This is a genomic window from Streptomyces canus, from assembly GCF_030815415.1.
Classification (GTDB): Bacteria; Actinomycetota; Actinomycetes; order Streptomycetales; family Streptomycetaceae; genus Streptomyces; species Streptomyces canus_F.
In genome coordinates, this window is sequence record NZ_JAUSWW010000001.1 from 4,575,312 (window position 1) to 4,591,109 (window position 15,798).

At 70.6% G+C, this 15,798-nt stretch carries 16 protein-coding genes; 4 read left to right on the forward strand and 12 right to left on the reverse strand.

Features of this window, described 5'->3' with window-relative positions; genetic code table 11:
* The first annotated feature begins 13 nt into the window (after positions 1-13).
* Positions 14-1,441: a M23 family metallopeptidase gene (locus QF037_RS21120; protein WP_307027527.1), complete on the forward strand. Its 1,428-nt coding sequence runs from the start codon at positions 14-16 to the stop codon at positions 1,439-1,441.
* Positions 1,442-1,448: 7 nt separating this feature from the next.
* Here QF037_RS21120 and QF037_RS21125 read toward each other — a convergent pair whose 3' ends face one another.
* Positions 1,449-1,871 (reverse strand): ATP-binding protein, encoded by a 423-nt coding sequence (locus QF037_RS21125; RefSeq protein WP_307027529.1) that lies wholly within the window; start codon positions 1,869-1,871, stop codon positions 1,449-1,451.
* A gap of 112 nt (positions 1,872-1,983) precedes the next feature.
* Between QF037_RS21125 and QF037_RS21130 the strand changes: the two genes are divergently transcribed.
* Together QF037_RS21130 and QF037_RS21135 are read left to right on the forward strand one after the other, a co-directional pair.
* A complete protein-coding gene (locus QF037_RS21130; RefSeq protein WP_307027531.1) occupies positions 1,984-2,811 on the forward strand; it encodes a helix-turn-helix domain-containing protein in 828 nt (275 codons plus the stop codon).
* A complete protein-coding gene (locus tag QF037_RS21135) occupies positions 2,808-3,020 on the forward strand; it encodes a DUF397 domain-containing protein (protein WP_307027534.1) in 213 nt (70 codons plus the stop codon). The genes QF037_RS21130 and QF037_RS21135 overlap by 4 nt, the downstream gene beginning before the upstream one ends.
* On the opposite strand, the gene QF037_RS21140 is transcribed toward QF037_RS21135, so the two are convergent.
* Together QF037_RS21140 and QF037_RS21145 are read right to left on the reverse strand one after the other, a co-directional pair.
* A complete protein-coding gene (locus QF037_RS21140; protein ID WP_307027536.1) occupies positions 3,017-3,988 on the reverse strand; it encodes a hypothetical protein in 972 nt (323 codons plus the stop codon). The genes QF037_RS21135 and QF037_RS21140 overlap by 4 nt on opposite strands.
* Positions 3,988-4,587, reverse strand: coding sequence for an RNA polymerase sigma factor (locus QF037_RS21145; protein WP_307027538.1), 600 nt, complete (start codon positions 4,585-4,587; stop codon positions 3,988-3,990). Before QF037_RS21145 ends, QF037_RS21140 begins: the two co-directional genes overlap by 1 nt.
* A gap of 168 nt (positions 4,588-4,755) precedes the next feature.
* Between QF037_RS21145 and QF037_RS21150 the strand changes: the two genes are divergently transcribed.
* Entirely contained in the window at positions 4,756-5,529 is a 774-nt protein-coding gene (locus tag QF037_RS21150) for a DUF4253 domain-containing protein (RefSeq protein ID WP_307027539.1), read from the forward strand.
* Here QF037_RS21150 and QF037_RS21155 read toward each other — a convergent pair.
* The 9 genes from QF037_RS21155 to QF037_RS21195 all read right to left on the reverse strand — a co-directional run bounded on the left by QF037_RS21155 (position 5,499) and on the right by QF037_RS21195 (position 15,717).
* A complete protein-coding gene (locus QF037_RS21155) occupies positions 5,499-6,341 on the reverse strand; it encodes an arylamine N-acetyltransferase family protein (RefSeq protein ID WP_307027541.1) in 843 nt (280 codons plus the stop codon). The two genes, QF037_RS21150 and QF037_RS21155, sit on opposite strands and share 31 nt — an antisense overlap.
* Before the next feature lie 70 nt (positions 6,342-6,411).
* The gene (locus QF037_RS21160) at positions 6,412-7,611 is read right to left on the reverse strand and encodes an aminotransferase-like domain-containing protein (protein ID WP_307027543.1); all 1,200 of its coding nucleotides are present in this window, start codon (positions 7,609-7,611) and stop codon (positions 6,412-6,414) included.
* A gap of 56 nt (positions 7,612-7,667) precedes the next feature.
* Positions 7,668-8,471 carry an SAM-dependent methyltransferase gene (locus tag QF037_RS21165; RefSeq protein ID WP_307027545.1) on the reverse strand — a complete coding sequence of 268 codons (804 nt, stop codon included), beginning with the start codon at positions 8,469-8,471 and terminating at the stop codon, positions 7,668-7,670.
* Positions 8,472-8,853: 382 nt separating this feature from the next.
* Entirely contained in the window at positions 8,854-9,852 is a 999-nt protein-coding gene (hemB, locus tag QF037_RS21170) for a porphobilinogen synthase (protein ID WP_307027548.1), read from the reverse strand.
* 187 nt (positions 9,853-10,039) lie between these two features.
* Positions 10,040-11,749, reverse strand: coding sequence for a bifunctional uroporphyrinogen-III C-methyltransferase/uroporphyrinogen-III synthase (locus tag QF037_RS21175; protein ID WP_307027550.1), 1,710 nt, complete (start codon positions 11,747-11,749; stop codon positions 10,040-10,042).
* Entirely contained in the window at positions 11,746-12,705 is a 960-nt protein-coding gene (gene hemC / locus QF037_RS21180) for a hydroxymethylbilane synthase (RefSeq protein WP_307027552.1), read from the reverse strand. The genes QF037_RS21175 and hemC overlap by 4 nt, the downstream gene beginning before the upstream one ends.
* Positions 12,702-14,429: a glutamyl-tRNA reductase gene (locus QF037_RS21185; protein ID WP_307027554.1), complete on the reverse strand. Its 1,728-nt coding sequence runs from the start codon at positions 14,427-14,429 to the stop codon at positions 12,702-12,704. The genes hemC and QF037_RS21185 overlap by 4 nt, the downstream gene beginning before the upstream one ends.
* A complete protein-coding gene (locus QF037_RS21190; RefSeq protein WP_307027555.1) occupies positions 14,426-15,193 on the reverse strand; it encodes a redox-sensing transcriptional repressor Rex in 768 nt (255 codons plus the stop codon). The genes QF037_RS21185 and QF037_RS21190 overlap by 4 nt, the downstream gene beginning before the upstream one ends.
* A gap of 236 nt (positions 15,194-15,429) precedes the next feature.
* Entirely contained in the window at positions 15,430-15,717 is a 288-nt protein-coding gene (locus QF037_RS21195) for a glutaredoxin family protein (protein WP_307027557.1), read from the reverse strand.
* Positions 15,718-15,798: the final 81 nt, after the last annotated feature.

A 15,798-nucleotide genomic window follows, 5' to 3' on the forward strand; every position in this document is an offset into this window, starting at 1 on the left:
GGGGAAGTTCAGAATGCGCATCAAGAGACGCGGAACATTGCTCACGGGCCTGCTCACCACACTGGCCCTCGCCCTGACGGCCCCGGCGACGGGCACGGCAAGTGCGGCCGACGAGCCCGGCACGCTCGCCAAGCCCGCCTTCCTGGCCCCCTTCGAGTGCGACTCGGTCTGGACGTACTCCACTTACCCGGACCACGGAAACGTCCTGGACTTCGTCAAGGCGGAGGGCGCCAGCGCCGGCGCCCCCGTCCTCGCCTCGGCCGCGGGCACCGCCACCCGCCACAACCAGCCCGACGGCGGCGGCCAGTACATCCGGATCACCCACGCCGACGGCTGGACCACCGAGTACATGCACCTGGCCACCTACGAGGTCGCGGACGGCGCCCAGGTCGCCCAGGGCACCGTGATCGGCACGGTCGGCAGCACCGGCAACACCACCGGCCCGCACCTGCACTACGAGCAGGAACTGAACGGCGTACACCAGGACATCGAGCTGGAGGGCAACGTCCTTACGCCCTACCCGTCCGAGTACGGCGAGAAGTTCATCACCAGCACCAACGGCTGCGACGGCGACCCGGGCGACCCCGATCCCCCCGTCCAGAAGGACACGGCCCTCGCCTACGACGGTCCGGCCACGATCTCCAACGGCTCCCCGGCCCCGCTGTCGGCGAAGCTCACCGAGAAGGACGGCGGCGGCGCCCCGGTGGCCGACCGGGAGGTCACACTCACCCTGGGCACGGACCAGACCTGCAAGGCGAAGACCGACGCGGCGGGCAAGGCGGCCTGCACCATCGCGGCAGTGGCTCAGCCACTGACCGACTCAGCCACCGTGCCACTCAAGGCGACCTTCGCGGGCGACGAGGCGTACAAGCCCTCGGAGGCCACGGCCGAGCTCAAGCTCCAGTACGTCACGGGCCGGGCCTACGGTCTCTCCGCTACGGTCCCCGTCCTGGTGCTGCCGATCGTGATCGCACCGACCCCGGACACGGGCGAGGTCCGCACGGCCGACGCCAGGACGGTGGCCCCCGCCTGCACACAGAACATCAGCGCGGTGGTCCTGACGGCGGACGCCCTGTGTGCGAACGTCACGACGACGACCGGCCCGAGCACCTCGACGGCCAAGTCCACGCTGACCAAGCTCAGTCTGGGCCTGCCCGGCCTCCCGGTCATCGAGGCGACCGGCATCACCGCCAGCTCGACGAGCACCTGCACGGCGAGCACCGGTACGACGGATCTCAAGCTCACCATCGCGGGTACGCCGGTCACCGTCCCGGACATCCCCGACTACGCGATCGACCTCGGCGCCGGAGCCAAGGTCGTCGTGAACGAACAGACGCGCACGGCGACCGGACTCACGGTCAACGCCCTCCACATCAGCGGCCTCGGCGGCGCGGACGTGGTGGTCGCGTCGAGCACGAGCGCAGCGCACAACTGCGCATAGCCAGACGCTAGTTGATTGCACAGGCCCCGGCAGGGTGGACGAACTCGCACCACACCACCTTGCCGGGGTCCCGCTGTCCCACCCCCCACTTGTCGGCGAGCGCGGCGACGAGCAGCAGCCCGCGCCCGCCCTCGTCGGCCGCCTCCGCGACACACGGCTCGCCACCCCCGCTGTCATGCACCTCCACCCGCAGTACGGCCCCGTCGTACCGCACCCGCAGTAGGAACCCCCGCCCCGGCGGCGCCCCGTGCACGAGCGCGTTGGTCGCCAACTCGCTCACACACAGCGACACATCATCGGCCCGCTCCCACGCCGAGATCCCCCAGTGGACGAGGGACCACCGCGCGAACCGCCTGGCGGCGCCCACGGAACGGCGATCGCGCCGATAGAACTGGTCGCGCTGGAAGGCGAGTTGGCTTTGCTCATTCACGGTACGAATGTCGCGCAGAGTCACTAGCGTGGATCAGCGAGTGAACCCGTACGAAATTTTTGTACGGGCTCTCACCCGGTGACGTACGTGGGACCTGGGGGATTGAGAGCACATGAGCGCGAAGAAGCCACCGCGGCCGAAGAACCTGACCTCGATGAAGATGCTGGGCAAGCAACTGGCCGCGGCCCGCCGCGCCGCGGGCCACACCCAGAGTGCCCTGGCCGCGCTGGTCAAGGTCGACGAGGAGACGATCGCCTCGATCGAGCAGGGCAGAAGGTCCCTGAAGCCGGACCTGGCCGCCCTGTTGGACGAGATCCTCCAGACCAAGGGGATGCTGTCGGTCGGGGTGGCGAACCTGCCGGAGATCGACCAGTTCCCGATGTGGGCGGAGCTGTACATGGAGCATGAGCGGGAGGCGATCGCGCTGTCCTGGTACGACAACGCCGTGCTCCCCGGTCTGCTCCAGACTCGCGCGTACGCGGAAGCCGTACTCCGGGAGCGCGTCCCGGCGTACGACGAGGACGAGATCGAGACCAAGGTGGCGGGCCGTGTGGAACGCCAGGAGATCCTGCACCGCAAGAACCCTCCGACGCTGAGCTTCGTGGTCTGGGAGCCTGCGCTGCACTTGATGATCGGCGGGCCGGAGGTGCGACGGGAGCAGCTGGGCTATCTGTGCGAGGTCGCTGAACTGCCCTGTGTATCCCTACAGTTCCTGCCTCTGAGCAGCCCTTGTCACGCGGGATTGAACGGCCCTTTCACTCTCCTCGAAACCCCAGATCATCAACACCTCGCCTACACCGAATCGCAGCGAGGAAGCCAGTGGGTTTCCGACCCGGATGAGGTGTCCAGGCTGGCGCGCAAGTATGCGATGCTGCGAGCACAGGCCATGACCCCACAGGACTCATCGGGCCTGCTCGACCGCCTGCTAGGAGAGCAATGAGCACCGAAGCGCTTCAGTGGTTCAAGTCGACCTACAGCGGAGACGAAGGCGGCCAGTGCCTCGAAGTCGCCTACGCCTGGCGCAAGTCCAGCCACAGCGGCAGCGAGGGCCCCCACACCATCCACATCCGCGACTCCAAGACCCCCACCGGCCCGACCCTCCAGGTCACCGCCACCGCCTGGTCGGCATTCATCGCGACGACCGCCTAGACCCGAACTCCCGCCCCGGGCCTGCTCGTTCCCTTCGGCCGCCGTCCGAGCACATACACACGGGAGTACGGCGAGGTCTCCTCGGACCTGTTCCGCAGCGCCTCGATGTCCGTGCCGGGCGGCCAGCGGGTGCCCGGGTCGGACCACTGGATGCCGTTGAGTCCGGGGTCGTTCGGGTTCACGCCGGTGAGGTCCGCGTCGGTGAAGTCGTCCAGCGTGCCGTCGAGCAGCGCGGCGACGAGGCCGTCCGCCATCGGGAGGCGGAGACGGTGGCCGGCTTCGAGGGCGAGGCTGCGGGCGAGCGGGCGGGCGACGAGGTCGATGCCGCGGACGCGGTCGGGGTCTCGGGCGCGGGCGGCGGAGTCGAGGGTGTCGGTGAGGGCGTGGGCGCTGTCGCCGGGGTGGCGGGCCGCTCGGAGGTCGTGTTCGAAGGTGCGGGCGAAGACCGCGGCGAGGTTGAGGGCGGCGGGGAGCGTCAGGGCGGGCGGCTCCGCCAGCGTGAACCTGCGGGCGCGGGCGTAGTCCCGGGCGAGGTCCGCGAAGCGCTGGGCGTACGGGGCGGGGTCGCCCTCGGCGGTTCCCGGTCGCTTCTTCTCCTGGACGAGGTCGTCGAGCAGCTCCAGGGCCCGGACGAGGAGTTCGCCGCTGACGCAGGCGGCGATCGCGGGGTCCTTGCGCGCGGCCAGCCGCTGTTCCGCGGGGAGGGCGCGCAGGGCTTCGGCGACATCGGCCTCCGACATCCACGCGCGGTTCGCGGGGTCCGTCGTGGCGGAGTCCGTCGCGTCCTCGGCATGGAGGATGCTCGCCAGTCCGCCGTCGGCGTCCAGTACCAGCCCCAGGCCACGGACCACGTCCTCATGCCGGCCGGCCTGCTCGCGCACCTCACGCAGCCCGGCGTCGAGGTCGAGGAACCGGGAGAGGCCGAGGCCGAACGCCTCGTGCTCTCGGGAGAGCCACTCGTCGGCCATCAGTCCTCCTCCCGCCGCGCGAGGTGCTGGGTGACGGCCTTGCGCGCCTTGAACAGGTTCGACCGCACCGCCGCTCCCTCGATCCCGATCAGCTTGGCGATCTCGGCCGGTTTCCACCCGTCCAACATGAGGGCCAGCACCTGCCGTTGGCGTGCGGGCAGTCCCCGTAAGACCCGGACGATCTCCTGTTCCTGTTCCTGTAACCAGGACTCGGTCGCCTCGGGGCGGCGCAGCAAGGTCGTGGAGTCGGGTACCTCCTCGACGGGTTCCTCCACGCGCGTGGCGTGACGGACGAACTCCCGGTAGGCGACCGAGTAGGCCCAGCTCTTGTGCGACCTGATCTCGTGCCATGACCGGTGGGCCTTGACCATCGTGTCCCGGACGAACTCCCCGGCCCGGTCGACGGAAGCGCCCTGGTAGACGAGGTACGCGGTCAGCCTGGGGACGTAGGCGCGGTAGAAGTGGCTGAACGCTTCCTCGTCCTCGGGAGACAGGCCGTACGACGGTTGGGTGACCCCTTCGGCCGGAGCGCCCTTCTCGGGGCCGCCGACCGGCAGCGGCTTCCTGGGGTCGTCCTCGCGCGGGCCCGGCTCCGTCACGCGGTCTCCCTCCCGTCCGGGGCGCGCCGTCAACGCGCCGCCCGTTCGCGCCCCCGACGCTCGGCCCACCGTAACCTCAAGTCCTCTCGGATCAGGGTGACTATGTGAATTCCCGCCGCCCAAGATCTTCCGGGGCCGTTGTCAGTGGCTGCCCCTACAGTCGTCGGCATGGCAACGCTCCCCAACCCGCTGCCGAGGCTGGCCTCTCTCGGCCTCGGTCTTCCGCCGGGCAGGCTGATCGACACGACGGACGAGGGCCCGTGGCACGAGCCGCTGCTCTGGCTGGCCGACGACCGGGCGACCCCGGCCGCGTGGGCCGCCCTCCAGGAGGCGCCCCGCGCGCTCGGGCTGCTCCCGGTGGCCCTGGACATCGGCGGGGGTCACGGCGGCCCGGAGGACTGGGAGTTGGCGCCGGCCGAGGTGTCGTACCCCGGGGATCACGACGCGGAGGAGGTCCTGGCCGACTTCTGGGAGGAGTGCTGCGCTGCGGAGGCAGGCGACTGGCCGGGCCTGGCGGAGGCGACCGCCGCCGCGACCGATCCGGACGCGGTGGCCACCGACATCGCCGGGGGCTTCCTCTCGGCCGGCGGCCCTCTCAAGGAGCCCCGCCTGGCCCTGGTCCCGGCCCGCCGCAGCGCCGACATCCCGACGGCGCTCGGCTGGACGGGCGCGGTGAACCACGGCGACGACACGGCCCGTCTCAGCGCGGTGCTCCGCTCCTGGGAGGACCGCTTCGGCATACGGGTCGTGGCGCTCGGCTTCGACCATCTGCGGGTCTCCGTGGCGGCCCCGCCCACGACACTCGCCGAGGCGCGGGCCCTGGCCGCCGAACACTTCGCGTTCTGCCCGGACAACCTCTGGCAGGGCTGCGACACCGTCCTGGAGGCCTACGCCGAACGCCAGTTGCTCGATCAGCCGGCGTGGTCCTTCTGGTGGGACTGAGGGACGTCGATCCCGAACTCCTCGTCCAGCAGCCGTGAGACCTCCTCCTCGGAGACCTCCCGCTTGCTGACCGTGCCGTCGGGGGACGTGACGGTCAGCTCCCGGCCGGAGAGGAGCACATGCTGGTCCCCGCGCATCCGCTGCACGTAGAGCCGCTGGGTGAACGGTGAGCGCGGGTGCGTCGCGACGAACCAGTTGAACACCTCGAAGTCGGGCTTCTCGCCGGGGTCCAGGGTGAAGGCGTACTGCCGCCGCCAGCCGCCCTCCCACGCCAGCCCCTGCTCGAAGGCCTCCAGCACCCACAGGTCCAGCGGCCCCCGGTGCGACACCCGCACCAGCCGGTGCCGTCGGCCCGCACCCTCGAACTCCTCACCCGCCACCAGCGGCACCGGCTCCAACAGCGCGCCGACCGCCCCGAACCCGACGTCGGCAAGGTACGGACGCGTCTCCCCCGCCACCTCCACCAGCAGCGTCATATGGGTGCGCGGGCGGCTCTCCAGCCCGTCCGCGCCCACCTGCACCCGCGCCGACAGCCGGGTCACCCCGAATCCGAGCGCCTCCAGGGCATGCAGCAGCAAGGTGTTCTGTTCGTAGCAGTAGCCCCCGCGCCGACCCCGGACCAGCTTGTCCAGCAGATCACCGAGTTCGAGCGAGGGAGCCGTGCCGTTCACGGCGTCGAGATTCTCGAAGGGGATCGCGCGCGCGTGCGCGAGGTGCACGGCCCGCAGGGTCGCCACATCGGCGACCCGCTCCCCTTCCCACCCGATCCGGCCGAGATACGCGTCAAGGTCGAACTCCACTGTGTCGGACATGCCTCAACCCTAGGCACACCGCCACCCGCCGTCCGCAGCCGCCGGCCCCAACCGCACCACTCCTTGAGACCTAGGTCCCAAGGCCCACGCCCATCCTCCGCAGTCCCTCCGCGATCCGCTCCGGCGTCTCCGTCACGAAGCACAGCCGCAGCGTCGCCCGGTCGGCCAGTCCCGCGTGGAAGGGTGCTCCCGGCACATAGGCCACGTCATGCCGTACGACCTCGGGCAACAGGGCGGTCGTGTCGTATGGGGAAGGCAGCCGTGCCCAGAGGAACATGCCGCCCTCGGGCCGGTTCCAGGACGCCCCCTCCGGCAGCGCCTCGGCCAGTCCCGCCAGCATCGCGTCCCGCCGCTCCCCGTACACGGCCGCGACCCGGGCCACATGCGCGTCGAGATCCCGCTCCTCCAGATACCGGGCCGCGGCGAGCTGGTTGACGGTCGGCGTGTGCAGATCGGCGGCCTGCTTGGCGACGACACAGGCCCGCCGCAGGTCACTCGGCGCCCGCAGCCACCCCAGCCGCAGACCGGGAGCCATCACCTTGGAGAAGGACCCGAGCAGGACGGTCCGGTCCCCGGCACCCGGGTAGGAGGCGATCCAGGGCAGCCGCTCCCCCTCGAACCGCAGCTCCCCGTACGGATCGTCCTCGACGATCCACACACCGGAGCGCCCCGCCACCTCGGCCACACCGGCCCGCCGCTCGGCCGACATGGTCCGCCCGCTGGGGTTCTGGAAGGTGGGGACGGTGTAGAGCAGCTTGGGCCGCTCCCGCACCACCAGCTCGGTCAGGGCCTCCACGTCCGGCCCCTGCGCATCGCCCGGCACGGCGAGGACCCGCGCGCCCGCCAGTCCGAAGACCTGAAGTGCCGCCAGATAGCAGGGATCCTCGACCAGGACGGTGTCACCGGGTTCGACGAGCGCGGCGGCGACCAGCGACAGGCCCTGCTGCGACCCGGTGGTGACAAGAAGCTCCTCGGCGCCGGTGGCCAGCCCCCGCACCGTCGTGCGTCGCGCCAGCAACTCCCGCAGCCGCGGCTCCCCTTCGGTCGTCGAGTACTGAAGAGCCTGCCCCGGCGTCTCCTCCAGTACATGCCGGAACGCCGCCGCGACGCCCTCCCGGTCGAACAGCTCGGGCGCGGGCAGCCCGCCGGCGAAGTTGACGACCTCGGGTCGCGCGGTGACGGCGAGGATCTCCCGTACCGCCGACCCGCCGGTCGACCGGACGCGCGAGGCGAGCGAAGGCGGGGCGGCGAAGGTGCTCGTAAGGGTCATGCCGAGCACCCTAGAGATATAGATGCCTCCTACAAACAGCTTTCCAGGATCCGGGATCAGCCCTTGCGCCCGACCCCCGCGTACACGTTGATGTCCGCGTCGGTCACATCACCGATCTCCGCAGGCGCGGCCCCGTCCGGCCGCCACCGGTGCACCGGCACGACACCGGGCTCGACGACCTCCAGGCCGCTCTCGGCGAAGAACCGCTCGACCTCCCCCTTGGACCGCAGCACGAAGGAGAACCCGCGCGCGGTGTACGTCTCCTGCACGGCCCGCATGTTCGCCGCGTTGAGGTCCAGCGTGAGATGGCTGAGCACCACCCGGCTCCCCGGGGGCAGCGCGTCGACGAGCTCCCGCACCACCGGGTAGGCGACCTCGTCCTCGATGAAGTGCAACACGGCCACCAGGAACAACGCGACGGGCCGATTCAGATCCAGCGTCTCGGCGGCCCGCTCGAGAATGCGCGCGGGTTCCTCGAAACCGGCGTCGAGATAGGCGGTACGCCCCTCGGCATGACCGCTCAGCAGCTCCCGCGCGTGCGCGAGCACGACGGGATCGTTGTCGACGTACACGACCCGCGACTCGGGGTGGATCCGCTGGGCGATCTGATGCACGTTCTCCGCGGTCGGTAACCCGGTCCCCACATCGAGGAACTGCCGTATCCCGTCCCGCTCCGCCAGCTCGGTGACGGCCCGCCGCATGAAGTCGCGGTTGTGCCGCACATCCAGATACCCGCGCGGATTGGCGGCGAGCGCCGCGGCGGCGGCCTCACGGTCGGCGGGGTAGTTGTCGGTGCCGCCGAGGAAGACGTCGTAGACGCGCGCGGGATGCGCCTTGGTGGTGTCGATCTCCATGCTCATGACGAACAAGCTAGCCCGCGGCGGCCGTCGAGACGGCGGACTCCCGTTTCCCGCGTCCCGCACCACATCCTCGGGACGCGACATCCCCGCAGTTCGGAGACCGTCCCGCCCTCTGCCCGTCCCAAAACGGGCGGCACCTTATGGTCACCACACCCACCCAGGCACCAGGCTGAGACCACTCCTCACAGACAACCGACAGACAGACAACCGACAGAGAGGCCCCTGCCGATGCCCGCGCCAGCGAACGCGCACACCCGCGCACCCCGCCTCCTGGCAGCCCTGACGGTCGTGCTCGCCGTCCTCACCCTGACCGCGTGCGAGGACGGCGAGGGCCTCCGCGACGAAGGCCCGTCGACATCCACGACACAGACAACGACGACGACTACCGAACCGTCGGCATCCGGGCAGCCTCAACAGCCCAGTAGGTGAGGATGTTCTGCGCCCCGGCGCGCTTGATCCCGGTCAGCGTCTCCAGAATGGCCCGCTCCCGGTCGATCCACCCCTTCTCGGCGGCGGCCTCGACCATCGAGTACTCACCGGAGATCTGATAGGCGGCAACGGGCAGGTCCACCGCGTCGGCGACCCGCGCCAGGATGTCGAGATAGGGCCCGGCGGGCTTCACCATCACCATGTCGGCCCCTTCCTCCAGATCGAGGGCCAACTCCCGCAACGACTCCCGCGCGTTGGCGGGATCCTGCTGATAGGTCTTGCGGTCCCCCCGCAACGAGGACCCGACGGCCTCCCGGAAGGGCCCGTAGAAGGCGGACGCGTATTTCACGGTGTACGCGAGGATGGCCACGTCCTCGCGCCCGATCTGGTCAAGGGCGTCGCGCACGACCCCGATCTGCCCGTCCATCATCCCGCTGGGCCCGACGACATGCGCCCCGGCATCGGCCTGCACCTGAGCCATCTCGGCGTACCGCTCCAGGGTGGCGTCGTTGTCGACCCGCCCCTGGTCGTCCAGCACCCCGCAGTGCCCGTGATCGGTGGTCTCGTCGAGACACAGATCGGACATCACGAGCAGCTCGTCACCGACCTCGGCCCGCACATCCCGCAGCGCGACCTGAAGGATCCCGTCCGGATCGGTCCCCGGCGTTCCCAGAGCGTCCTTCTTGGAGTCCTTGGGCACCCCGAACAGCATGATCCCGGAGATCCCGGCCTCGACAGCCTCGGCGGCCGCCTTCTTCAGACTGTCCCGGGTGTGCTGCACCACCCCCGGCATGGCCTCGATCGGCACCGGCTCGCTCACGCCCTCCCGCACAAAGGCGGGGAGGATGAAGTCAGCGGGATGCAGCCTCGTCTCGGCGACCATCCGCCGCATGACGGGAGAGGTCCGCAGCCGCCGCGGCCGGCTGCCGGGAAAGGATCCGTACGTCGTCATACCCCTACGCTACGCCCGCCCCGCACCCCCCTTTGCCGACGCGACGTCGGCCCGCAGACCCGGGCGGCGCCCCCGCACGAAGGCGACGTACGGCCCGCAGACCCGCTGCGCCACGAGCACACAGCGACGGCGGCCTGGCAGGAACACCAGACCGCCGCATCCGCACCCGCGCCCCCACATCAGGGGGTCAGGTGGTGCTACGTCTCCGCCGGGCCCCGGGCCGGCGCTCGCTGGGGCGGGTGACCGGATCCCCGGCCTCGACCGCGGCCGCCCGCCGCTTCAGCCCGAAGTCGGCCAGCGCCTCGGTCAGCCTGTGCACGGACGGCTCGGGAGCCATCACGTCCACCCGGAGCCCGTGCTCCTCGGCGGTCTTCGCGGTGGCGGGACCGATACACGCGATGACGGTCACGTTGTGCGGCTTCCCGGCGATACCCACCAGGTTGCGCACGGTGGAGGACGACGTGAAGAGAACGGCGTCGAAGCCACCCCCCTTGATCGCCTCACGGGTCTCGGCCGGCGGCGGCGACGCCCGCACGGTCCGGTAGGCCGTGACGTCGTCGACCTCCCACCCGAGCTCGATGAGCCCCGCGACCAGCGTCTCGGTGGCGATGTCGGCGCGCGGCAGGAACACCCGGTCGATCGGATCGAAAACGGGGTCGTACGGCGGCCAGTCCTCGAGGAGCCCGGCAGCGGACTGCTCCCCGGAGGGCACCAGGTCCGGCTTCACACCGAAGGCGACGAGTGCCTTGGCGGTCTGCTCGCCCACCGCGGCGACCTTGATCCCGGCGAAGGCGCGCGCGTCGAGCCCGTACTCCTCGAACTTCTCCCGCACGGCCTTGACGGCGTTCACCGAGGTGAAGGCGATCCACTCGTAGCGGCCCGTGACGAGCCCCTTGACCGCCCGCTCCATCTGCTGAGGCGTCCGCGGCGGCTCGACGGCGATCGTCGGCACCTCGTGCGGCACGGCCCCGTAGGACCGCAGCTGGTCGGAGAGCGAAGCCGCCTGCTCCTTCGTGCGCGGCACGAGCACCCGCCACCCGAAGAGCGGCTTCGACTCGAACCACGACAGCTGCTCGCGCTGAGCAGCGGCGGACCGCTCACCGACCACGGCTATCACCGGCCGCCCGCCATCCGGCGAGGGCAGCACCTTGGTCTGCTTGAGCAGCTGGGCGATGGTCCCCAGCGTCGCCGTCCACGTCCGCTGACGAGTGGTCGTACCAGCGACCGTGACCGTCAGCGGGGTATCGGGCTTGCGCCCGGCGGCGACGAGCTCACCGGCGGCGGCGCCCACGGAATCCAGGGTCGTCGAGACGACCACGGTCCCGTCGGACGCCCCGACCTCGGTCCAGCACCGGTCGGAAGCGGTCCGCGCATCCACGAACCGCACATCGGCGCCCTGGGCGTCCCGCAGCGGAACACCCGCGTACGCGGCCACGCCGACCGCGGCGGCGACACCGGGAACGACCTCGAAAGGCACCCCCGCGGCGGCGCACGCCAGCATCTCCTCGGCGGCGTACGCGTCGAGCCCGGGGTCCCCGGACACCGCACGTACGACCCGCCTGCCGCCCCGCGCGGCCTCCATGACAAGATGTGCGGCATCCCGCACGGCGGGGAGGGCAGCGGTTGTTGACTGACCGTCAACAACCGTTAGTTGGGGCGCGCCTGTGCCCGGATGCGGATCCGACGAGGGATCCGAATCCGTGTCCACGACGGCGACGCCTGAGCGAGCGTGGACGCGCACGACGTCGAGCACTTCATGCTCGGCGACGAGAACGTCCGCGTTCCCCAGCGCCTCGACGGCGCGCAGAGTGAGTAGTCCCGGATCCCCGGGTCCGGCACCCAGGAAGGTGACGTGCCCGTGTTCAGGTCCGGCGGCAGGAAGGGTGGTGGGGCTCACTGTGCTCGCTCCCCCATCAGACCGGCCGCGCCCTGGGCAAGCATCTCGGCAGCGAGTTCACGGCCGAGCGCCATTGCTTGGTCGTACGTCTCGGGCACGGGACCGGTGGTGGACAATTGCACCATCCGCGAGCCGTCGGTCGTGCCGACGACGCCGCGCAGGCGCATTTCCTTGACAATCTGCCCGTCGGCCAGCAGGTCGGCCAGCGCGCCCACAGGTGCGCTGCAACCGGCCTCCAGGGCGGCGAGCAGTGACCGCTCGGCAGTCACGGCGGCCCGCGTGAACGGGTCGTCGAGTTCGCCGAGCGCGGCGATCAGGTCCGCGTTGTCCGCGGTGCATTCGATCGCCAGTGCTCCCTGGCCGGGAGCGGGCAAAACCGTGTCGACTGAAAGAAAGTCAGTCACTTCGTCGATGCGCCCGATGCGATGCAGCCCGGCCGCGGCCAGCACCACCGCATCCAGCTCACCGTCGTGCACGTACCGGATCCGGGTGTCGACGTTCCCCCGGATCGCAACGGTCTCGATGTCCAGCCCATGGGCGCGTGCGTACGCGTTGAGCTGGGCCATCCGCCGGGGTGACCCGGTACCGATGCGCGCCCCGCGGGGCAGGTCGGTGAACTTCAGCGCGTCCCGGGCGACGATGACGTCACGCGGGTCCTCGCGCAGGGGGACGGCGGCGAGCGAGAGCTCGTCGGGCTGCCCGGTGGGCAGGTCCTTCAGCGAGTGCACCGCGAAGTCGACCTCCCCCTTGAGCAGGGCCTCCCGCAGCGCGGTCACGAACACGCCCGTGCCGCCGATCTGCGCGAGCTGCTCCCGCGACACATCGCCGTACGTGGTGATCTCGACGAGCTCCACGGGCCGTCCGGTCACCTGGCTCACGGCGTCCGCCACCTGCCCGGACTGGGCCATGGCGAGTCTGCTTCGCCTTGTCCCGAGCCTCAGTGCCTTCTCAGTCATGCCGACCCTCGGTTCTTGCTGTTCTTCTCGGTGCTGTCCTCGGCGCGGGACACGGCGTCAACCGTCTCCTGGTCGAGGTCGAACAGGGTCCGCAGCGCGTCCGCGTACCCGGCACCGCCGGGCTCGGCGGCGAGTTGCTTGACCCGTACGGTCGGCGCGTGAAGCAACTTGTCCACCACACGCTTCACGGTCTGGGTGATCTCACTGCGGTGCTTGTCGTCGAGCCCCGGCAGCCGCCCCTCGAGCCGGGCGATCTCCCCGGCGACCACATCGGCGGCCATGGTGCGCAGCGCGACCACGGTGGGCGTGATGTGCGCGGCGCGGAGCGCGGCACCGAAGGCCGCGACCTCGTCGGCGACGATCCGCCGCACCTGGTCGACATCGGCTGCCATCGGAGCGTCGGCCGAAGCGTCGGCGAGCGACTCGATGTCGACGAGCCGCACGCCGGGAATCCGGTGCACGGCGGCGTCGATGTCACGGGGCATGGCGAGATCGAGCAGAAAGAGCCCGGGCGCGGGCTGCGGAGCGACCGGCTCAGGCCTACGACGCTCGGGAATCCGTCCGACGGCGGCGGCAGCGGCGGCGAGCGCGGCGATGGCGTCGGCCTCGTCGGCCGCGCTGGGGACTCGGGCGATGCCGTTGTCGACCCAGGCGGCGTGCTGCTCGAGTTCGGTGGTGGCCATCCCGGCGACGGCGGCTTCCCCGAGCACGGAGAACCCTGCGGTGGCAGGGACGGCGTTGAGATCGAGCGGACAGTTGTCGTCGTCCGCGGAGCCCGTGGCGGCCGGTCCGGTCAGGCTGCGGGCATTCGTGCCGCCCAGGGCGGCTCCCGGCCCGAAGCGGGACGGCACCCCGTCGGCGTCGGCGGGCGAACCCGCCACCGGGCCGGCGGCGACGGCCTCAGCGACCTCCGAAGCCGTGAGCACCAGCCCGGTCGCACCCGTACAGGACACCACGACGTCGGCACGTGTCAGCTCGCCCGGCACCGCGTTCATCGGTATCGCGCGGGCCGTCACGTCCAGGTCGTCGGCGTCGTTCAAGATCTCGGCGAGCCGCTCGGCCCGGTCCGGCGTCCGGTTGGCGATCACGATCTCGCCGACGCCGACCCGCGCGAGCGTCGCCGCGGCGAGCGAGGACATGGACCCGGCACCGATGACGAGCGCCTTCTTGCCCGGGGCCCACGCGTCCACGGCCGTACCGGAAGCCAGCTGCTCCAGCCCGAAGGTCACCAGCGACTGCCCGGCCCGGTCGATCCCGGTCTCGGAGTGCGCCCGCTTGCCGACCCGCAGTGCCTGCTGGAACAGATCGTTCAGCAGCCGTCCGGCGGTGTGCAGGTCCTGCGCCTTGGCGAGGGAGTCCTTGATCTGTCCGAGGATCTGCCCCTCCCCGACGACCATGGAGTCAAGCCCGCAGGCCACCGAGAACAGGTGATGGACAGCCCGGTCCTCGTAGTGCACGTACAGATAGGGAGTGAGCTCGTCCAGCCCCACCCCGCTGTGCTGGGCGAGCAGCGTGGACAGCTCGGCGACACCGGCGTGGAACTTGTCGACGTCGGCGTACAGCTCGATCCGGTTGCAGGTGGCCAGCACCGCGGCCTCGGCGGCCGGCTCCGCGGCGACCGCGTCCTGCAACAGCTTGACCTGGGCGTCAGCGCTCAGCGTCGCCCGCTCCAGCACGCTGACCGGAGCGCTGCGGTGGCTCAGCCCCACGACGAGGAGACTCATGCCGGCATCACGGCGGGTACGTCCCCGTCGGGCCCTTTGTCGGCGGAGTCACCACGGACGGCGGCGACCGCACCGGCGGCGTCGGCTGCGGCGGCGGCCTCCTCACCGGCCTTGCGCTGCTCGTGGAAGGCGAGGATCTGGAGCTCGATGGAGAGGTCCACCTTGCGCACGTCGACGCCGTCCGGGACGGTCAGCACGGTCGGCGCGAAGTTCAGGATGGAGGTGACGCCGGCGGCCACGAGCCGTTCGCAGACCGGCTGGGCGGCACCGGCGGGGGTGGCGATGACACCGATCGATACGCCGTTGTCCTCGATGATCTTTTCCAGTTCATCGCTGTGCTGAACCGGAATGCCCGCGACCGGCTTCCCGGCCATGCCCGGATCGGCGTCGATGAGGGCCGCGACCCGGAAGCCGCGGGAGGCGAAGCCGCCGTAGTTGGCGAGAGCGGCGCCGAGGTTACCGATACCGACGATCACGACCGGCCAGTCCTGGGTCAGGCCCAGTTCGCGGGAGATCTGGTAGACGAGATACTCGACGTCGTAGCCCACACCACGCGTCCCGTAGGACCCGAGGTAGGAGAAGTCCTTGCGCAGTTTCGCGGAGTTGACGCCCGCCGCGGCCGCGAGCTCCTCGGAGGAGACCGTGGGGACCGAGCGCTCCGACAGTGCGGTCAGCGCGCGGAGGTACAGCGGAAGCCGGGCGACGGTGGCCTCGGGAATTCCTCGGCTACGGGTCGCCGGTCGGTGAGTTCGGCCAGTTGCCACGGTGCTCCTGCGGGTAGAGCGGGGCTGCAGGCGGTCACACGTCCCCAGACCGCCCCGTCGAAAGCAGGCTATGTCTTTGTGAACGCGTGCACAAAGATGGTGTCCGATTTGCCCGGCCAACGTGACCGGGGTCACGCGCGTCTCTCCCGGGGGCAAAACCGCCACACTCTCCTCAACAATCCCGCCCCCAGGACCAAGCCGCCATCGATCCTAAGCGAAGGGTCGAGCGAGTTGGACTACTCGGTCAGTGCCGTCCTCAAGCGTTTCTCGTCCACGCGCCAGAACGTGTGCTGGTCCCCGTCGACCAGGACGACCGGGATCTGCTCCCAGTACTGGTCGTGGAGTTGGGGGTCCTGGGAGATGTCCTTCTGCTCCCAGGGAACCCCCAGATCCCCGCACACCCGCTCGATGACGATCTGTGCGTCATCGCACAGATGACATCCCGGCTTACGGATGAGGGTGACGAGCCGGTCCTCGGGAGCCTTGGCCGGCCTGCGGCGGAAGATGGGACTCATGTCGGCCATTCTCGCGCGGCCTGCGCCGGGCCGGGATCCGCTTGTTTAACGGCACGGTCGCGGAGAGTTCACACCCTTCGAACCTCTCGG